The 18,223-nt window shown below is 66.5% G+C and carries 16 protein-coding genes and 2 pseudogenes; 9 read left to right on the top strand and 9 right to left on the bottom strand.

What is annotated here, in order from left to right:
• The first annotated feature begins 7 nt into the window (after window positions 1–7).
• The 5 genes from G6N33_RS20030 to G6N33_RS20010 are packed head-to-tail and all read left to right on the top strand — an operon-like array spanning window position 8 to window position 6,232.
• Complete coding sequence (locus G6N33_RS20030) at window positions 8–820, top strand: enoyl-CoA hydratase/isomerase family protein (RefSeq protein ID WP_044507264.1); 813 nt, start codon at window positions 8–10, stop codon at window positions 818–820.
• Window positions 811–1,629 carry an enoyl-CoA hydratase/isomerase family protein gene (locus G6N33_RS20025; protein WP_044507266.1) on the top strand — a complete coding sequence of 273 codons (819 nt, stop codon included), beginning with the start codon at window positions 811–813 and terminating at the stop codon, window positions 1,627–1,629. The genes G6N33_RS20030 and G6N33_RS20025 overlap by 10 nt, the downstream gene beginning before the upstream one ends.
• A complete protein-coding gene (locus G6N33_RS20020; protein WP_044507267.1) occupies window positions 1,629–3,104 on the top strand; it encodes a class I adenylate-forming enzyme family protein in 1,476 nt (491 codons plus the stop codon). The genes G6N33_RS20025 and G6N33_RS20020 overlap by 1 nt, the downstream gene beginning before the upstream one ends.
• Window positions 3,094–4,674 carry a class I adenylate-forming enzyme family protein gene (locus G6N33_RS20015; protein WP_101528552.1) on the top strand — a complete coding sequence of 527 codons (1,581 nt, stop codon included), beginning with the start codon at window positions 3,094–3,096 and terminating at the stop codon, window positions 4,672–4,674. Before G6N33_RS20020 ends, G6N33_RS20015 begins: the two co-directional genes overlap by 11 nt.
• Complete coding sequence (locus G6N33_RS20010) at window positions 4,667–6,232, top strand: class I adenylate-forming enzyme family protein (protein WP_044507269.1); 1,566 nt, start codon at window positions 4,667–4,669, stop codon at window positions 6,230–6,232. Before G6N33_RS20015 ends, G6N33_RS20010 begins: the two co-directional genes overlap by 8 nt.
• Here G6N33_RS20010 and G6N33_RS20005 read toward each other — a convergent pair.
• The 3 genes and pseudogenes from G6N33_RS20005 to G6N33_RS19995 form a co-directional block, all read right to left on the bottom strand.
• Window positions 6,197–6,559 carry a hypothetical protein gene (locus G6N33_RS20005; protein WP_044507271.1) on the bottom strand — a complete coding sequence of 121 codons (363 nt, stop codon included), beginning with the start codon at window positions 6,557–6,559 and terminating at the stop codon, window positions 6,197–6,199. The two genes, G6N33_RS20010 and G6N33_RS20005, sit on opposite strands and share 36 nt — an antisense overlap.
• A gap of 74 nt (window positions 6,560–6,633) precedes the next feature.
• On the bottom strand, window positions 6,634–6,942 hold the full coding sequence (locus G6N33_RS20000; RefSeq protein WP_044507273.1) for a hypothetical protein: 309 nt from the start codon (window positions 6,940–6,942) through the stop codon (window positions 6,634–6,636).
• 2 nt (window positions 6,943–6,944) lie between these two features.
• Window positions 6,945–7,154, bottom strand: a pseudogene (locus G6N33_RS19995) (DJ-1/PfpI family protein); the annotation flags it as partial.
• On the opposite strand from G6N33_RS19995, the pseudogene G6N33_RS19990 reads away from it, so the two are divergent.
• Window positions 7,155–7,736: pseudogene (locus G6N33_RS19990) on the top strand (GlxA family transcriptional regulator); the annotation flags it as partial. It abuts the pseudogene before it with no gap.
• Here G6N33_RS19990 and G6N33_RS19985 read toward each other — a convergent pair.
• The 5 genes from G6N33_RS19985 to fabG are packed head-to-tail and all read right to left on the bottom strand — an operon-like array spanning window position 7,729 to window position 12,822.
• Window positions 7,729–8,418, bottom strand: coding sequence for a GntR family transcriptional regulator (locus G6N33_RS19985; protein ID WP_044507276.1), 690 nt, complete (start codon window positions 8,416–8,418; stop codon window positions 7,729–7,731). The pseudogene G6N33_RS19990 and the gene G6N33_RS19985 sit on opposite strands and share 8 nt — an antisense overlap.
• A 4-nt stretch (window positions 8,419–8,422) precedes the next feature.
• Entirely contained in the window at window positions 8,423–9,616 is a 1,194-nt protein-coding gene (locus G6N33_RS19980) for an acyl-CoA dehydrogenase family protein (protein WP_044507278.1), read from the bottom strand.
• A 25-nt stretch (window positions 9,617–9,641) separates the two neighbouring features.
• Window positions 9,642–10,841 (bottom strand): CoA transferase, encoded by a 1,200-nt coding sequence (locus G6N33_RS19975; RefSeq protein WP_044507279.1) that lies wholly within the window; start codon window positions 10,839–10,841, stop codon window positions 9,642–9,644.
• Window positions 10,842–10,843: 2 nt separating this feature from the next.
• The gene (locus tag G6N33_RS19970) at window positions 10,844–12,064 is read right to left on the bottom strand and encodes an acetyl-CoA C-acetyltransferase (RefSeq protein ID WP_044507280.1); all 1,221 of its coding nucleotides are present in this window, start codon (window positions 12,062–12,064) and stop codon (window positions 10,844–10,846) included.
• Window positions 12,061–12,822 carry a 3-oxoacyl-ACP reductase FabG gene (gene fabG / locus G6N33_RS19965; protein ID WP_044507282.1) on the bottom strand — a complete coding sequence of 254 codons (762 nt, stop codon included), beginning with the start codon at window positions 12,820–12,822 and terminating at the stop codon, window positions 12,061–12,063. Before fabG ends, G6N33_RS19970 begins: the two co-directional genes overlap by 4 nt.
• Window positions 12,823–12,931: 109 nt before the next feature.
• Here fabG and G6N33_RS19960 point away from each other — a divergent pair, with 109 nt between their 5' ends.
• The 3 genes from G6N33_RS19960 (at window position 12,932) to G6N33_RS19950 (ending at window position 17,066) form a co-directional block, all read left to right on the top strand.
• Window positions 12,932–14,119: an acyl-CoA dehydrogenase family protein gene (locus tag G6N33_RS19960; protein WP_044507283.1), complete on the top strand. Its 1,188-nt coding sequence runs from the start codon at window positions 12,932–12,934 to the stop codon at window positions 14,117–14,119.
• Window positions 14,119–14,940, top strand: coding sequence for a mycofactocin-coupled SDR family oxidoreductase (locus G6N33_RS19955; RefSeq protein ID WP_044507284.1), 822 nt, complete (start codon window positions 14,119–14,121; stop codon window positions 14,938–14,940). The genes G6N33_RS19960 and G6N33_RS19955 overlap by 1 nt, the downstream gene beginning before the upstream one ends.
• 275 nt (window positions 14,941–15,215) lie before the next feature.
• Window positions 15,216–17,066 (top strand): fatty acyl-AMP ligase, encoded by a 1,851-nt coding sequence (locus G6N33_RS19950; RefSeq protein ID WP_044507286.1) that lies wholly within the window; start codon window positions 15,216–15,218, stop codon window positions 17,064–17,066.
• Window positions 17,067–17,072: 6 nt separating this feature from the next.
• On the opposite strand, the gene G6N33_RS19945 is transcribed toward G6N33_RS19950, so the two are convergent.
• The gene (locus tag G6N33_RS19945; RefSeq protein ID WP_044507288.1) at window positions 17,073–18,146 is read right to left on the bottom strand and encodes a phosphotransferase family protein; all 1,074 of its coding nucleotides are present in this window, start codon (window positions 18,144–18,146) and stop codon (window positions 17,073–17,075) included.
• Window positions 18,147–18,223: the final 77 nt, after the last annotated feature.

Here is an 18,223-nt window from a genome sequence, read left to right as displayed (position 1 = left end):
GGCACGGATGCCGGTTGACTCGTTCGACACCATCAGCTACGAGGTCGACGGACACACCGCCACCGTCACCCTGAACCGGCCTGAGGCGCTCAACGCGCTGAGCCCGCACATGATCACCGAATTGCGGGCGGCCTACCACGAGGCAGAGAACGACGATCGGGTTTGGCTGACGATCGTCACGGGTACCGGCCGCGCGTTCTGCACCGGCGCCGACGTCAAGGAGATTCCCGAGGACGGCAAGGTGATCTACGAACGGCCGTACCTGTCGACGTACGACCAATGGGAGGCCCCGCAGGAGGGCACCCCACCATTTCGCAGCTCCGCCAAGCCGGTGCTGACCGCGGTGAACGGCATCTGTTGTGGCGCCGGGATGGATTGGGTGACGACGACCGACATCGTGATCGCATCCGAGCAGGCGACGTTTTTCGACCCGCACGTCAGCATCGGACTGGTGGCGGGCCGCGAACTGGTACGCATATCGCGGGTGCTGCCCCGCTCGATCGCACTGCGCATGGCGTTGATGGGCAAGCATGAGCGGATGAGTGCCGCCCGCGCCTACGAGCTCGGATTGATCAGCGAGGTGGTCGAGCATGATCGGCTGATGGACCGGGCTCGGGAGATCGCCGATATCGTCAATTCCAATGCACCGCTTGCCGTCCGGGGAACCCGGCTGGCGATTCTCAAGGGCCTGAACGTCCCGTTGCATGAGGCGGAGATGCTCGCGGAAACCTTCCGCGAGCGGGTACTACGCACCGAAGACGCGGCCGAAGGCCCGAAAGCCTTTGTGGAAAAACGCAAACCGAATTGGCAATGCCGATGAGTACCCCGCAGTTCGACACCATCCTGCTCGACGTGGACACGACCGACCACGTCGCGACCATTACGCTGAATCGGCCCGAGCGGCTGAACGCGTTCGATCGCACGATGTGCACCGAGATGCGCGAGGCCTGGCGCATTGTCAAACTCGACGATTCGGTGCACGCGGTGGTGCTGCGGGCGGCGGGCGACCGCGCCTTCAGCTCGGGGCTGGACATCAAGGCGGCCTACGGCCAGCCCGACAACGTCTGGAACCACGAGGATCCCGGGGAGTTGCTCAGCCCCAAGTGGCAAAAGGTGTGGAAACCGGTGGTGTGCGCCGTCCAAGGGATGTGCACCGCGGGCGCCTTCTACTTCGTCAACGAATCCGATGTGGCTATTTGCTCCACGGACGCAACATTTTTCGACTCGCATGTGTCGGCCGGCCTGGTCTGCGCGCTGGAACCGATCGGCCTGATGCGGCGGGTCGGCCTGGGTGAGACCTTGCGGATTGCCCTGATGGGCAACGACGAGCGGGTCAGCGCCGACACCGCGTTGCGGATCGGGCTGGTCACCGAGGTGGTGGCGCCCGACCGGCTGTGGGATCGTGCCCGTGAGATCGCCGCGACGATCGCTGCCAAGCCGCCGTCGGCGACTCAGGGCACGGTGAAGGCGATCTGGGAATCGCTGGACAAGCCGTACCGTGCCGCGATGGAACAGAACCTGATCTATACCCGGCTGGGCAACCCGGTGGGCACCGCAGAGCTGGCGGCGCGCCAGGACCCGTACGGCAACGGTTTTAGCGGGCCACGAAGCGAACCAAAGATCCGCTGATGACCGCGCATCCGCTGAGCCGACGCATCGCCGACGTAGTGAATCTGCAGCCCGACGCGCCAGCGATCGAATACGACGGCCGATGGCTCCCCTGGGCCCGGATCGGCGACGCCGCACGGCGGATGGCATCCTTGACCGCCGAGCATCGCGGCGATCCGCGCATTGGAATGCTGCTGCGCAATCGCCCCGGGCAGGTGGCGGCCTTCTTGGGTGTGCTGCTCGGCGGCGGGACCGTCGTCACCATCAATCCATCCCGGGGAGACGAACGCACCCGTGCCGATATCGACGCGCTGCGACTGCCGCTGGTCGTGGGCGAGCCCGACGACCTGGCTGCGCTGGTGGGTGCGGATACGCCGACCGCGCCGATCTCGACAGGTCTGGATGATCCCGGCGGGCCGGTGCGATACGGCGACGCCCCGGCGGTGTCCAGCGCGGTCGCGGTGCGAATGCTGACCAGCGGAACGACCGGCCCACCCAAGCGAATTGACCTCAGCTACGACATGCTCGCGCGCAGCGTCCTGGGACTGGATGCTGATCAGGCACCACCGCCCACCCAGCTGCGACGCACGGTCGCGATCGTGAATTCACCGCTGGTGCACATCGGCGGCGTGTTTCGGGTGTTGCAATGCATCGCCGAAGCGAGACCCTTTGTTCTGCTGGAACGCTTCGAGCTCGGCCCCTGGGCCGAGGCGGTACGTAAGCATCGACCGCGCGCGGTCTCGCTGGTGCCGGCCGCACTACGGACGGTGCTGCACTCCGACCTGTCGCGGGCGGACCTCGATGGCATCCGCGCCGTCACCTGCGGCACCGCCCCGCTCTCGGCCGACGATGCCGACGCCTTCACCGAAAAATTCGGCATTCCCGTCCTCACCTCCTACGCCGCAACCGAATTCGGCGGCGGCGTGGCGGGCTGGACGCTGGCTGACTACCAACGGCATTGGACCGCCAAACGCGGAAGCGTCGGGCGGGCGAACCCCGGCGCGCAATTGCGGGTGGTGGACGACACCGGCGCGCCGCTCGGGCCGGACCTGGTCGGGCTGCTGGAGGTCAAGCCGGCGCAGCTGGGGCGCAACGCGCCATGGATGCGCACCACGGACCTGGCGCGCATCGACGCCGACGGCTACCTGTGGGTACTCGGGCGAGCCGATCAGGCGATCATCCGCGGCGGGTTCAAGGTCATGCCCGACGACGTTCGGGTCGCGTTAGAAGACCATCCCGCGGTGGCCGCCGCGGCGGTGATCGGGCGACCCGACGCACGCCTCGGTGAGACACCAGTCGCCATCGTGGAGCTGCGAACGCCCACCGATACCGACGACTTGGTTAAGCATCTACGAAAACGACTGGCCCGCTACGAGATTCCGGATCATATCGCGATCGTCGACGCGATACCACGAACCCCCTCCGGCAAGGCCGACCTCGGGGAGATCCGGCGCTTTTTCGAAGAATCCACAGCGCAGCACGATCATGCCCGGTGAGTCAACCGCGGGCGAGATCCTGCGCCGTCAGGCAGGCTCGCGCGGCAAGCATCGACTGCTGGTGTGCGACGCCGACCGCATCTGCTATGCCGAGGCGGACTCGCGGTCGGCCGAACTCGCCCGCGGACTGATCGATCTGGGTGCGGGCAAGGGCACCCACGTCGGACTGCTCTACCCCAATGGCTCCGATTTCGTCGTGGCGATGCTGGCCGCCGCGCGCATCGGAGCCGTGGTGATCCCGTTTTCCACCTTCGCCACCGCTCGCGAACTGGGCGAGCAGTTGGTCGACAGCGATGTCGAGATCCTGTTGACGGCACCGTCTTTTCGCTCGCACGACTACGTGCGGCGACTATCCGAGATCCTCCAGCAGGTCGATGTCGATTCCGGACAACGACTGTTCTGTGCCACCGTGCCAAACCTGCGGCGCGTCGTGTTCTCACTCGAGGCGCTGCGGCGGTCCGCGCCGGCCGTGGCGCCCGAGCGGTTGCAGGCGATGGAAGCGGACGTCCACGACGCCGATGTGCTGGCGATCATCTACACCTCGGGGTCGACGAGCACCCCGAAGGGTGTGGTACACACGCATGCCGCGCTGATCGAACATCAGCGCAATCTGAACGGGCTGCGCGGTCTGACCGCTGCCGACAAGCTGTTCTGCAATTCGCCCTTCTTCTGGATCGGCGGCTTCGCGTTCGGGTTGCTCGCCACGCTGGTCGCCGGATCGACGTTGGTGTGTTCCAACGCCGGTGCCGACACCGACGGTGCCGGAGCAACGCTGGACCTGATCGAAGCCGAAAAGCCGACAATCACAAATGGATTCGCGGCCGGGATCGCGCACCTGACCGAACACCCCAGCTACGCCACGCGTGACTTTTCCTCACTGCGGCGCGGCAATCTCTACCCGATCATGGCCCCGGAGCACCGGCCCGCCGATCCCGAGCTGCGACACAGCATGCTCGGGATGACCGAGGCCGGCAGTGTGCTGCTGATCGACTCGGACGAATCCGACCAACCCGAAACGCGGCGAGGCTCATTCGGCAAGCCGGCACCCGGATTCGAGACGATGCTGATCGACCCCGATGTGGGCCAACCCGTGGGCGTCGGTGCGGTCGGCGAGCTGTGCATCCGCGGGCCCTACCTGATGCAGGGCTACTACAAACGTTCCCGCGAGGAGTGCTTCGATGCCGACGGCTGGTTTCACACCGGAGATTTGGTCCGCGTCGACGGCGACGGATTCGTCTACTTCGTCGGGCGGCGCAGCGCGACGATCAAGACGGCGGGCGCCAACGTGTCGGCGCCGGAGGTCGAGCAGGTGATCAACAGGATCACCGGCGAACCCGCGTATGTGATCGGCCTTCCCGACGCACGTCGCGGCCAACTTGTCGCGGCGGTGCTGGTGCGGCGCGACGGAGCTGCGGCGTGGGACGAGGCGGTCCTGCGCGAGCGACTCAAATCCGAGCTATCGGCCTACAAAGTCCCCCGGCGGTTCGTCACCATATCCCGTGCCGACGTACCGCTGCGGTCCAGCGGCAAGGTCGACACTCGGCGGCTGAGGGAACTCTTCGATGCCTAGCACCATCGACCAGTGGCTGAGATTTCGCGCCGACCACGACCCGGACACACCGATGGTGATCGATCCGGCGTCGCGAATCGGTTATGGCGAGCTCGAGCACACCACCCGCGAATTGGCCGCCGCCTTCCTCGAAGCCGGCGTGGGCAAGGGCACTCGGGTGGGATTGATCATGCCGAACAGTGTGCGCTGGGTGCGGGTCGCGCTGGCGCTGACGCGCGTCGGCGCCGTCCTGGTGCCGTTGAGCACGCTGCTGCAAGCGGGCGAACTCGCCGCGCAACTGCGGGTAGCGGCCGTGCAGTTCTTGGTGGCCGTCGAGGAGTTCCGCGGCCATCACTACCTGGACGACGTGGCGCGGGCTCGGTCCGAACTTCCAGCACTGCAGCAAGTTTGGTCGGTCAGGCAGCTGGACCGAGCCGCCGCCGGCGGCCGGGCCCGACGGATTGCCGATGCCATGACCGGCACGGTTACCGCCGCCGACCCGCTCGTCATCATGTTCACCTCGGGCAGCAGCGCAGCGCCCAAGGGCGTCGTGCATTCACACGGCAGCGCGTTGGGCGCCGTCCAGTCCGGCCTGGCCGCGCGGTGTATCACCTCCGACACCCGCCTGTACCTGCCAATGCCGTTCTTCTGGGTGGGCGGCTTCGGCAGCGGAATACTGTCGGCGCTGGTCGCCGGTGCCACCCTTGTCACCGAGGAAATTCCCGCTCCGCAGACCACGCTGCGACTGCTGGAGCGCGAGCGGGTCACCCTGTTTCGGGGTTGGCCCGATCAGGCCGAGGCGCTGGCCCGGCACGCCGGTTCTTTCGGCGCCGACCTTTCGGCACTGCGGCCGGGCAGCCTGGAGGCGCTACTGCCGCGGCAGCAGCGAGCCCGGCCCGGGGCGCGGGCCACGCTATTCGGCATGACCGAGGCGTTCGGACCGTACTGCGGCTACCCCGCCGATACCGACCTGCCACCGACGGCGTGGGGCAGCTGCGGAAAACCGTTCCCCGGCATGAAGATCCGCATCGTCGACCCCGACAGCGGCCAACCCGTCGCGGCGGGAACGACCGGCGAAATACAGATCCGCGGGCCACACACGTTGCGCGGCATCTGCGGCCGCCGGCGCGAGGAGCTGTTCACTGCCGACGGGTTCTATCCGACCGGGGACCTCGGTCACCTCGACGACGACGGGTTCCTGTTCTACCACGGACGAACCGACGACATGTTCAAGGTCAGCGGGGCGACCGTTTATCCCAGCGAGGTGGAGCGCGCACTGCGCACGATCGACGGCGTCGAGTTCGCCTTCGTCACCAATGTGCCTGATAGCGGTGGCAATCGGGTGGGGGCGGCGGTGGTGTGCCGGGAGTTGACCGCTGCGCGGCTGCGCGACCGCGCGAAGACGCTGGTGAGTGCCTTCAAGGTTCCGGCGGTATGGCTGGTGCTGCATTCCGACGAGGACGTGCCGCGCGGCGCTACCGGTAAGGTCGACGTCCGCCGACTGCGCGAGATGTTGGCCGACTCGCGGGAGGGCCGGCCGACCTCAGGGGACCCGAGTCCAGGGCTGACAGTTCAGTGACTCGAATGCCTTTACCGAAGTGTTGATGTTCGCGAACATCGGGCCGATGGAGGTGTTCGTCTGCAGGACGTGGTCCTTGTTCGCATCGGACGTGCTGTAGGTGAACCACGAGCACATGGAGTCTTGAGTAGGCACGTTGTTGATCCATACTCCGAAGGCCGAGCCCGACCCGCCCGTGTGGTACAGGCCCGGTGCGATATCGGGTCCGACGACGAAGACCCCGTTGCCGGGTATCGGGTCGAGTGGGTCGGCATGCGTCGGCGCCGCGAACGCGATCGCCGTCAGGCATGCAACGAATCCGGCCACCGCGCGAGTCGTCGCAGGCATCTTTTCTCCATTCGTTGCCCGATCTGATCGCAGCGTAGGCCTGGGGAGGGCTTTGCTACAAGGGACAAAGATGCCTACCGACGAGCGCCGGATACCGCCGACCGTGGTAGCCGACCGGCACGCGAATGTCCGCTCATGACGTCATCGTTGACCAGCACATCGAATGCCAGATTCAGCCGCATTGGCTCGGTCACCGCCTGGCGCCAGCGCAGCCGGGTGCCGCCCTGCGCCGGCTCGCTCGTAAAGTCCTGCAGCGCAACCGTTTCGTCCTTGTAGGTCGCGGCGCCCGCAAGCCCGGCGTCCGACTCGGTGAAGGTGTAGCGCACGGCCAGCGTGCCGATCGGGGTCTTGATCGTCACATCCCAATCGCCTTGGATGCTCACGGTCAAACCTCCGCGGGTTCTCGGCCCACCGGCCGCCACACCGTGCCGCGCCGCTCGTATTCGAAGAGTTGTTCCACGGCGTGGGCGATGCGTGGACCATAGAAACGGTCGAGCAGATGCAGGGCCAGGTCCAGACCCGACGTCACCCCGCCGGCCGTCACCAGGTCTCCGTCGTCGACGACACGGGCCGCGACCGGGTGCACACCCGCGGCCTATTGGCGGCGACCTACCCAGCCGTCCAGGTCGACGCCGACGCGCTCTACGTCGACGAAGGCCAGCTCCTCACCTCGGCCGGCGCGTCCGCCGGGCTTGACCTGTGCCTGCATTTGGTCGCCCGCGACTACGGTTCGGCCGCCGCCGCGGACGCCGCCCGCCTGGCCGTCACGCCGCTGCACCGCCGCGGTGGCCAAGCACAATTCATCATTCGCAACCGCCGCATCTCGCACACCGAACTCGACGGCTTGCTGGTATGGATCGAGCACAACGCGCACCTGCCGTTGACGTTGCGCGACATCGCGCACCAGGCGTCCAGCAGCGAGCGGACGCTCAATCGGAGGTTCAAGCACGAGACCGGCCAAACGCCCACGCAATGGGTCAACAGCGTCCGGATCAGGCATGCGCAGCAGCTTTTGGAGACAACCTCGGACAGCATCGAACGTATCTCGCGCCGAGCGGGTTTCGCGTCGACGGCGAATTTCGGTGAGCAGTTTCGCCGGCTGGCCGGGGTGTCGCCGCAGAGTTACCGGCACACGTTTCGCGACCAGGGCAGCCAGCCAAGGCCCGACCCTAGCTAGGCCGGTGGTCCTCGCCGACCAACACGCCGCGGGCGAGGAGGTGATCGATCAACGGCACCGCCCCGGCGGCAAGGTGTTCCGACATCGCGGCGCGGGCGAGTTTGTCGTCGTGTATCTCGAGCGCGTCGAGAATCCGTCGATGGTCTTGCACCGATTGGCGCGGCCATCCCTGGATCGTCGGGAATACCGATTCCGGTGCGTAGCGGGTGATCTGCGACATCAGCTGGGCGAGCTTGGGTGAATCCGCCGCGACGTTGATGGCTCGGTGGAACTCATGATTGAGCCGCACCGTGCGCTCGTGGTCATCCCCGGCATAGGCCCGCTCCAGTTGGGCCTGAATGTCTTTGAGCTGGTGCAGCTGCTCGGGGGTGATGTTGACCGCGGCCCGCGCCGCCAGCTCGCCACCGACATGCGCCTGGACGTTGGCGACGTCGGTGACGTCTCGTCCGGTGACCGGCAGTACCACGAACCCGCGCCGGGGCTGCTGGGCGATCAGGCCTTCGGCCCGCAACGCGAACAGAGCCTCGCGAACCGGAGTGACGCTGATGCCCAACTCCGCCGCCAACTGGTCGAGCCGGATATAGGACCCCGCGCCGTAGGCCCCGTCGAAGATCCGGCCGCGGATGATCCGCGCGACGTCCTCGGAAAGTTGGGGTCGTGCAGCGAAATCCGGAACGCTCATCGCATCACACCTGATATTCGGCGAGCAGCCGCTTGCTGATGATGTTCTTCTGGATTTCGCTGGTTCCTTCGCCGATCAGCAGGAACGGGGCGTCCCGCATCAGCCGCTCGATCTCGTATTCCTTGGAATAGCCGTAGCCGCCGTGGATGCGGAAGCTCTGCTGGGTGACCTCGGTGCAGTATTCGCTGCACAGATATTTCGCCATGCCAGCGGCGACGTCGTTGCGCTCCCCCGAGTCCTTCAGCCGCGCCGCGTTGACCATCATCAGGTGTGCCGCTTCGACTTTGGTCGCCATCTCGGCCAGCTGGAACGCGATGGCCTGATGCTCGGCGATCGGCTTACCGAAGGTCTGGCGCTGTTGCGCGTAGCGCACCGCGAGCTCGAAGGCACGAAGGCCGACTCCGCAGGCGCGCGCCGACACGTTCACCCGGCCGACCTCGATGCCGTCCATCATCTGGAAGAAGCCCTGGCCCGTGGTGCCGCCGAGCACGTCTTGGGCGGCCGCCCGGTAGCCGTCGAAGATGAGCTCAGTGGTCTCGATTCCCTTGTAGCCCAGTTTGTCGATTTTTCCCGGAATGTGCAGGCCCGCAACGACTTCGCCGAAACCGACCGGCTTCTCGATGAGAAATGCGGTGAGGTTGCGGTGCGGCTTGTCCGACCCCTCGTCGGTACGCACCAACACCGCGACCAGTGTCGAGGTGGCACCATTGGTCAGCCACATCTTCTGACCATCGATGGTGTAGGTGCCGTCGTCGTTGCGCCGGGCGCGGGTACGGATGGCGGCGACGTCGGAACCCAACTCGGGCTCCGACATCGAGAAGGCCCCGCGGGTCTCGCCGGCCGCCATGCGGGGCAGGAAACGCTGCTTCTGCTCGTCGGTGCCGTGCTGACGCAGCATGTAGGCGACGATGAAGTGCGTGTTGAGCACGCCGGACACGCTCATCCAGCCCCGCGCCAGCTCCTCGACGCACAGCGCGTAGGTCAGCAGCGACTCCCCCAGCCCCCCGTACTCCTGCGGGATCATCAACCCGAACAGGCCGATCTCGCGCATCTGGTCGACGATCTGCTGCGGATAGGTGTCCGCACGCTCGAGTTCGGCGGCGTACGGTATGACCTCCTTGTCGACGAATCGCCGCACCGTGGCGATGATCTCGGTCTGGAATTCGCTCAAGCCGAGGGTTTGCGCAAGCTTTGTCATCGGTCGTCTTTCTGTGGTGGCGGGCTCAACAGGCGATGGTCTTGGCGGCCGCCAGGCGTTCGATGTCCTCGCGTGTCAAGCCCAGCTGCCGCATCAGGACGTCTGCGGTGTCCTGTCCTAGGACGGGGGCGGCAGTGCTGGCGCCGTGGACGCCGTCGAATGCCACCGGCAGCCCGGGGGCCAGGTATTGGCCGACGCCCGGTTGGTTCAGCACGGAAAAGACCGGATTCGCCGTCACTTTGGGATCGGTCGCGGCCTCGGCGAAGGTGCGGTACCGCTCGAACAGCACGGTGGTGCGGGACAATGTCGCGACGACCTCGTCGCCGGTGTGGTCGGCGAACCACGCGGCGAACAGGCCGGAAAGCACGTCGCGGTACCGGTACCGGTCCCCCTCGGTGGCAAAGTCCACGCCGAGCGTATCCGCCAGCGTCGACACCGCGGCACCGGTACCCGTCACCTCGACCAGGTCGCGAAAGTGTCTGTTGGTCAACGCGACCACCATGAACCGCACCCCGTCGCGGGTGGTGAAATCCTGGCCGTACTGGCCGTAGATAGCGTTACCCAAACGTTGCCGCTCGGTGCCGGCCACCTGAGGCTCGGTCAGTAGACCCAGATTTCCGGCGGTGGCCAGCGCGACGTCCTCCAGAGCCAGCCTGATGCGTGCGCCCACCCCGGCGCACGCGCGGCGGTGCACCGCGGCGACCACGGACAGTGCGGCGTACAGCCCGCAGCACACGTCCCAGGCCGGCAACACATGGTTGATCGGGCCGGCATGGTCGGACGGCCCCGTGACGAGCGGGAACCCCACGCCGGCGTTGACGGTGTAGTCCACCCCGGTGGAGCCGTCGCCGCGGCCGACCAGGTGCACGGTGATGACGTCGGGCCGCTTTTCCGCGAGTTGTTCATGACCCAGCCACGACAACCCTGCGGCGTTGGTGACGACGATGCCATCACCTTCAACGATCAGCCGCTGGATCAGGTTTTGGCCCTGCGTCGAGCGCAGATCGATTGTGGCCGAACGCTTGCCCTTGTTCAGCCCCGTCCAGTAGATCGACGTCCCGTCCGGCGCCAGTGGCCAGCGCTGCACGTCGGCGGCGCCGCCGATGGGATCGATCCGAATGACCTGGGCGCCAAGCTGATTCAACGTCAAACCGCACAGTGGGGCGGCGACGAAACTGGACACTTCGACTACGGTGAGACCGGCCAGCGGCAATCCCGGGCCCATGACTAGGCGACCCGCTCGAAAACCGCGGCGAGCCCCTGGCCCCCGCCGATGCACATGGTCTCCAGCCCGTAGCGCGCCTGGCGCCGGTGCAGTTCGCGCGCCAGGGTGGCGAGCATGCGCCCGCCGGTCGCGCCGACCGGATGGCCCAGGGAGATTCCCGAGCCGTGCACGTTGGTCCGGTCGAAATCGGACGATCCGAAGTTCCACTCGCGGGTCACCGCGAGTGCTTGGGCCGCGAAGGCTTCGTTGAGCTCGATGACGTCGATGTCCGACAGCTGCAGACCGGCCTTGGCCAGGGCGACCTCAGTTGCCGGCACCGGGCCTATGCCCATGATGTTGGGTGCGGTGCCCGCCAGCCCCCACGACAGCATCCGGACCAGCGGGGTCAGGCCGGCATCGGCGGCCTTGTCAGGGGTGGTCACCACACACATGGAGGCAGCGTCGTTTTGCCCGCTGGCATTGCCGGCCGTTACCGTGGCTTCCGGATCATCTTTGCGCAGAACGGGTTTGAGCTTTCCCAACGACTCCATCGAGGTTTCGGCGCGCGGATGCTCATCGGTGTCGATGATTTCCTCCCCACTGCGAGTGGGCACCGCGACCGGAATGATTTCCTCGGCCAGTACACCGTCCTTTTGGGCGGCCACGGCGCGTTGATGCGAGCGCACCGCCAACTCGTCCTGTTCATGGCGGGTGATGCCGTACTGGCGGCGCAGGTTTTCGGCCGTCTCGAGCATCCCACCCGGAACCGGGTAGTTGCGGCCGCCGGCGGTGGTGCGTCCGCGTGCCAGGCCGTCATGCACCCGAACGCCCGTGCGGGCGCCGCCCCAACGCATGTCGGTGGAGTAGAAGGCGACGTTGCTCATGCTTTCGCAGCCCCCCGCGACCACGAGGTCGTGGGCGCCGCTACCCACCTGCAGACCGGCCTGGATGACGGCCTGTAAGCCGGACCCACACCGCCGGTCGACCTGCATGCCGGGCACGGTCACCGGCAATCCGGCATCCAACGCCACCACGCGTCCGATCGCCGGGGCGTCGCTGTTGGGATAGCAGTGACCCAAAATCACGTCCTGCACGGCGTCGGGCGCCAGCCCGGTCCGCTGCAGCAGTCCGTTGAGCGCGGTGACGCCGAGGTCGACGGCGCTCAGCGCGGCGAACATACCGCCGTAGCGGCCGATTGGCGTGCGGACGGGTTCGCAGATCACGACTTCGCGCATTGCGGTCACAGGTGGCGGCCGCCCGTGATTTCCAGGACCGTGCCGGTCATGTACGACGACAGGTCCGACGCCAAGAACAGCGCCACGCTGGCGACCTCGCTGGGCTCACCGGCGCGACCCATCGGCACCTCGGCGACCTTCGAGTCCCAAATGCGTTGTGGCATGGCCTCGGTCATCGCGGAGCGGATCAGCCCGGGGGCAATCGCGTTCACCCGGATGCCCAGATACGCCAGTTCCTTGGCGGCAGCCTTGGTCATGCCCACAATGCCGGCCTTGGCCGCCGAATAGTTCGTCTGGCCGATCATGCCGACCTTGCCCGACACCGAGGACATGTTGATGATCGCGCCCCGCTTGTTCTCCCGCATGATCGCGGCGGCCAGCCGGGTGCCATTCCACGTCCCCTTCAAATGCACATTGATGACCTGATCGAACTGCTCCTCGGTCATCTTGCGCATGGTCGCATCGCGGGTGATTCCGGCGTTATTGACCATGATGTCGAGGCCGCCGAATTCGTCGACCGCGGTCTGGATCAGGGATTCGACCTCGGGTGACTGCGTGACATCACAGCGGACCGCGACGGCCACCCCGTCACCCTTCACGTCGCCGCCCAGTTGCTTGGCCGCGGCCTGGGTCGCCTCCAGGTTGACGTCGCCGAGCACCACTCGCGCGCCCTCGGCGACAAAGCGTTCCGCGATGGCCAGCCCCAGTCCCTGCCCACCGCCGGTGATCACCGCGGTCTGACCTTCCAACAACGCCACCTCGACCACCCATCCTTCACTGTTCTCGTCGCCACCGGCCCAGAAACAAATATCGTATTTGATATAGGATCCTGCTCTGGACCGGGGTGCCCCCAATCCGGAGAGGAGCGTGCAGTCGATGGCCACCGCCGACGTCGCCGCAGTGTCGGACGAAGATTTCCGCGAAATCCTCGCCCAGACACGGCGATTCGTCCGTACTGCGGTCGTCCCGCGCGAGCAGGAAATCCTCGAGCAGGATCGGGTCCCCGACGACCTGCGCGACGAAGCCAAGAAAATGGGACTGTTCGGCTACGCAATTCCCCAGGAATGGGGCGGCCTCGGGCTCAATCTAAGCCAAGACGTCGAGCTGGCGATGGAGTTGGGCTACACGTCGCTGGCGGTCCGTTCGATGTTCGGCACCAACAACGGCATCGCCGGACAGGTGCTGGTCGGGTTCGGCACCGACGAGCAGAAATCCCGGTGGCTGCAGCCCATCGCGTCGGGCGACGTCGTCGCCTCCTTCGCGCTGACCGAACCCGGCGCCGGGTCAAGCCCGGCCGGTCTGCGCACCAAAGCCGTTCGTGAGAACGATGGTTGGGTGATCAACGGACAAAAGCGCTTCATCACCAACGCGCCCGTCGCCGATCTGTTCGTGGTCTTCGCGCGCAGCCGTCCCGCCGACGATCAAGGTCCAGGCATCGCGGTCTTCCTGGTTCCCGCCGACGCCGCCGGGGTGCAAGTAGGCGCCAAGGACGCCAAGATGGGGCAGGAAGGCGCCTGGACAGCCGACGTCAATTTCACCGATGTTCGCGTCGGATCCGCGGCGCTGGTCGGCGGCAGCGAAGACGTCGGCTACCGGGCCGCGATGACGTCGCTGGCACGCGGGCGGGTACACATCGCCGCGCTCGCGGTCGGCCTAGCCGCCCGCGCACTCGACGAATCCGTCGCGTACGCCGCGACCGCCACCCAGGGCGGCGCCGCCATCGGGAGCTTCCAGCTGGTCCAGGCGATGCTCGCCGACCAGCAGACCGGGGTGATGGCCGGACGTGCGCTGGTGCGCGACGCCGCCCACCAATGGGTCACGGGCGAGGATCGCCGCATCGCGCCGTCGGCCGCCAAACTCTTCTGCACCGAAATGGCCGGCAACGTCGCCGATCTCGCGGTCCAGATCCACGGCGGTAGCGGTTATATGCGGGGTGTCGCCGTGGAGCGCATTTACCGCGACGTGCGGCTGCTGCGGTTGTACGAGGGCACCAGCGAGATTCAGCGTCTGATCATCGGGGCGAACCTCGTCAAGGGCCGAGCCACCACCACGAAGGAGCGTTGATGCCAGGAAAGCTCGAGGGAAAAGTCGCCTTCATCACCGGGGCGGCGCGCGGCCAGGGGCGCGCGCATGCGGTCCGCCTGGCGCAGGAGGGCGCCGACATCATCGCGGTCGACATCGCCGCAAAGCTACCGTCCTGCGTTCCCTACAGCCCGGCCACCGAGGAAGACCTCGCCGAAACCGTCCGCCTAGTCGAGAGCACGAATCGCCGCATCCGCGCCTCAGTTGCCGACACCCGCGACCTCACGGCACTGCGCAACGCCGTCGACGGCGCGGTGGCCGCCCTGGGCCGACTGGACATCATCGTGGCCAACGCCGGCATCGCGGCGCCGCAGCCCTGGAACGAGATCACGCCGGAGGACTTCGCCGATGTCCTCGACATCAACGTGACGGGCACCTGGAACACGGTCATGGCCGGAGCGGACAAGATCATCGAGGGCGGCCGCGGCGGCTCGATCATTCTGATCAGCTCGGCGGCCGGGGTAAAACAGCAGCCATTCATGGTGCACTACACCGCCAGCAAGCATGCGGTCACCGGCCTGGCCCGGGCGTTCGCCGCGGAATTGGGGAAGCACTCGATCCGGGTCAACAGCGTGCACCCCGGCCCAGTGAACACCCCGATGGGCTCGGGCGAGATGGGCGCCGCGGTGGCGCGGGCGATGGAAACGAACCCGCAGCTGGCGCACGTTCTCACGCCGTTTCTGCCGGACTGGGTCGCTGAGCCCGAAGAGATCGCCGACACCGTGTGCTGGCTGGCCAGCGATGAGTCACGCAAGGTCACCGCGGCGCAGATCCGCATCGACCAGGGATCCAGCCAGTACTGATACAGCGGTACTACCCTCGAGCGGGCTCGCCGCCGGCAGGTAGCGCTAAAGCAAACCCGCGTTGGCGTGCGAGCAGCCCACCGACGTGCCGAGCGGCCTGCTGCGGCAACGAATTTCGCGCTGACAACGGGCGACGCATTGCCCTCGTCAACGCCCAAATTCGCTGGTCATCACGGCGGCGGTGATGTGATCTACATCACTTCGTAATCAAACGTGCTCGGCGACACACCTACCCGGTGGAGCAAAACACTAAGTAACTCTCTTATTCTCTCAACATGGGACGGCCCCAATTGTCGATAGATGCTGTTAAGCCACTAGCGGCTGACATCAACGATTATGTATCCCCGAACGGCAATATCGTCTTGCCGGACGGGTTGACGCTGACCTCGTTCTTCGATCAGAACCGCGCGGCGTTCGGTGATCGCCCGTCCTACCGGTTCATCGACTACGCGAAAGACCAGGATGGTCGCGTCCTCGAGCTGAGCTGGAACGACCTGTGGACCCAGGTGCGCTCGATCGGTGCCCGGCTGCAACAAGTCGCCAAGCCCGGCGACCGGGTCGCGATCCTGGCCCCGCAGGGCTTGGAGTACGTGGCGTCGTTCTTCGCCGCCGTCCACGCCGGCAACATCGCGGTGCCATTGTTCGCCCCTACCCTGGCCGGGCACACCGAGCGGCTCACGGCGGTGCTGGCCGACGCCCGCCCCGCGGTGGTGTTGACGACCACTGCGGCGGCCGAGTCCGTGCGGGAATCGCTGCGCGCCCATCCGGTGGTCGGACGGCCCCGATTGATCGCGGTCGACGCGATACCGGCCTCGCTGGCCTCGATGTTCACCGAGCCCACCATCGGCACCGACGACATCGCCTACCTGCAGTACACGTCGGGGTCGACGCGCAGTCCGGCTGGCGTGGAGGTCACCCATCGCGCTGTCTGCACCAATGTCCTGCAGATGATCCTGGCGGGTGATCTGCATCGCAATACCCACAGCGTGAGTTGGTTGCCGCTCTACCACGACATGGGACTGATCATGATCATGTTCCCGGCGTTGTGCGGCGGCGAATACCTGACGCTGCTGGACCCCATGGCGTTCGTTCGCCGGCCGTTCCGCTGGATCAAAGAACTCAGCGCGGAGGCCGCCAACGGCCCGACGTTTGCCGCCGCACCCAACTTCGCATTCGAGTTGACCGCCGAGCGGGGCCTCCCCCCGGCGGGCGTCACGATAGACCTGCACAATGTCGTCGGCCTCCTCAACGGCTCCGAACCGGTGACGATCGCAGCCATCGAGAAGTTCACCAAGGCATTCGAGCCCCACGGCCTACCCGCGACCGCGGTGAAGCCCTCCTACGGGATGGCCGAGGCGACGTTGGGGGTGGCCAGCACACCGCCTCATGAGGGTGCGCGGTGGGTGTACCTCGACCGTGTTCAACTCGCCGCCGGCCATGCGGTGACCGTCGAGCCGGACGCCGAGAACGCGGTCGCGTACGTCTCCTGCGGCCACCCGTTCCGTGACCTCTGGGCGGTGATCGCCAGCCCGGAAGGGAGTGAGGTGCCCGACGGCACCGTCGGCGAGATCTGGTTGCACGGCAATAACATCGCTCGCGGTTATTTCGGACGCGAGGAAGAGTCCCAACGCACATTCGCCAACAAGCTGCAGTCCCGGCTCGATGTGGGCAGCCACGCCGAGGACGCCCCGGACAACTGTTGCTGGCTGGCCACCGGCGATCTCGGCGTGTACATCGACGGCGAGCTATACCTGACGGGACGGATCAAAGACCTCATCATCATCGATGGGCGCAACCACTACCCGCACGACATCGAGACCACCGTCAGTAACTCGTCGAACGCCATCCGGTCCGGCTACGTCGCCGCATTCTCCGTTCCGTCGGACGGGCAAAGCGGCGGCCCGGTCGAGCAGCTGGTCGTCGTTGCCGAACGCGCGGCGGGGGTCGGGCGCGCCGATCCCGAGGCGATCGCGGCAACCGTGCGGGCCGCCGTCTCCCGCGAGCATCAGGTTCGGCTGGCCGACATCCGGCTCGTTGCCGCGGGAACGATCCCCCGCACCACTAGCGGCAAGCTGGCCCGCAACGCGTGCCGGGCGGAATACCTGGCCGGACGGTTCAACCGGTAATCCGGCTCAGCCGAACAGTTCCAGCGTGCCCAGCTCGCGGACGGCCCGGCAGCCGCGACTGAGCATGGCCAGCACCATGTCATCGCCGCGTTCGGTGCTGGCCGCGAAGGCGAACCCGAGGGCGGAGATCAGCAGCGCCTGCGGCATGCCCAGACGGTAATCGCGCCAACACGTTTCACTGTCGTAGCCGCTGACGCCATATCCCAGCAACGCGCGGTGGTAGTCGTCGACAAGGTCTTTCTCGATCGTCAGCCGCAGTTCCGAATTCAGGCTCGTCGCCGTGAAATACGCCAGATCCCGTGCGGCAAGGCCGACGCCGAGGGTCTGCCAGTCGACCACGCTCACCCGGGTGTGCGCGTGGTCGAACAGCAGGTTGTCCAGTCGGTAGTCACCGTGCAGCAATGCAAACCGGTCCCGTTCGGTGAGCAGCCAGGGCGTCACCAAATCCATTGTCGTGGTGAATGTTTCGCGATCATCAGCATTCATTCGATCGCCCAACTTGGCCAGGGTGATCTCGGCGCTCATCTTTGCCACATCGCCGAGCCCCTTGGCGGCAGCTTCATCCGGGCGGGGAAACGCTAGGCCGGGTAGGTCCAGCCAGACCGGATCGCACCAACTGGGCCCGTGCAGCCCGGCCAGGGCCACCACCGAAAGCCGCGCCTCCTGTTCGCCGCACCCAGCGATCTGATCGCCCTGCACCGCCGGCGCCTGGTCGGCCAGCAGCAACGAGTACTCCATCGCGTCGTCGCTGATCTGGCAGAAGTAACACGTCGGCGTCGGAACCCGGACCCGGTCGGCCACCGTGGTGTAGAACGCGCATTCGCTGCGGTAGCCGATGACGACGCGATCCCGCACGGTGTCGTCCTGAGCGGGCAACTTGATCACGAAAGTCTCTGGTAGCGCACCGGGGTTGGTGGCGTACCGCGCCGTCACCCGGTAGGTCGCGCCGGTTTGGCCGGTACCGATGGCCATCACGTCGACGTCGGACACTTCGACCAGGCCGCGCTCGCTCAGCGCCGCGGACAACCATTCGGGTGTCACATCGCCGGGATATCGCGGAATCGAGACCACAGCACTCATAGGCAACCACGCCTCCAGGACTCCACCGGCCGACTGACGGATCAACTGTAAGGCATACGGCAACGACTGTGCGGCGT

The organism is Mycobacterium simiae (assembly GCF_010727605.1).
GTDB classification, from domain to species: domain Bacteria; phylum Actinomycetota; class Actinomycetes; order Mycobacteriales; family Mycobacteriaceae; genus Mycobacterium; species Mycobacterium simiae.
This window is presented reverse-complemented; position numbering and strand designations above follow the sequence as displayed.

Bases quoted from the DNA above. Each gene is read 5' to 3' on its own strand.
- G6N33_RS20030 (WP_044507264.1), top strand. From the start codon at position 8: ATGCCGGTTGACTCGTTCGACACCATCAGCTACGAGGTCGACGGACAC.
- G6N33_RS20025 (WP_044507266.1), top strand. From the start codon at position 811: ATGCCGATGAGTACCCCGCAGTTCGACACCATCCTGCTCGACGTGGAC.
- G6N33_RS20020 (WP_044507267.1), top strand. From the start codon at position 1,629: ATGACCGCGCATCCGCTGAGCCGACGCATCGCCGACGTAGTGAATCTG.
- G6N33_RS20015 (WP_101528552.1), top strand. From the start codon at position 3,094: ATGCCCGGTGAGTCAACCGCGGGCGAGATCCTGCGCCGTCAGGCAGGC.
- G6N33_RS20010 (WP_044507269.1), top strand. From the start codon at position 4,667: ATGCCTAGCACCATCGACCAGTGGCTGAGATTTCGCGCCGACCACGAC.
- G6N33_RS20005 (WP_044507271.1), bottom strand. From the start codon at position 6,559: ATGCCTGCGACGACTCGCGCGGTGGCCGGATTCGTTGCATGCCTGACG.
- G6N33_RS19985 (WP_044507276.1), bottom strand. From the start codon at position 8,418: ATGAGCGTTCCGGATTTCGCTGCACGACCCCAACTTTCCGAGGACGTC.
- G6N33_RS19980 (WP_044507278.1), bottom strand. From the start codon at position 9,616: ATGACAAAGCTTGCGCAAACCCTCGGCTTGAGCGAATTCCAGACCGAG.
- G6N33_RS19975 (WP_044507279.1), bottom strand. From the start codon at position 10,841: ATGGGCCCGGGATTGCCGCTGGCCGGTCTCACCGTAGTCGAAGTGTCC.
- G6N33_RS19960 (WP_044507283.1), top strand. From the start codon at position 12,932: ATGGCCACCGCCGACGTCGCCGCAGTGTCGGACGAAGATTTCCGCGAA.
- G6N33_RS19955 (WP_044507284.1), top strand. From the start codon at position 14,119: ATGCCAGGAAAGCTCGAGGGAAAAGTCGCCTTCATCACCGGGGCGGCG.
- G6N33_RS19950 (WP_044507286.1), top strand. From the start codon at position 15,216: ATGGGACGGCCCCAATTGTCGATAGATGCTGTTAAGCCACTAGCGGCT.
- G6N33_RS19945 (WP_044507288.1), bottom strand. From the start codon at position 18,146: ATGAGTGCTGTGGTCTCGATTCCGCGATATCCCGGCGATGTGACACCC.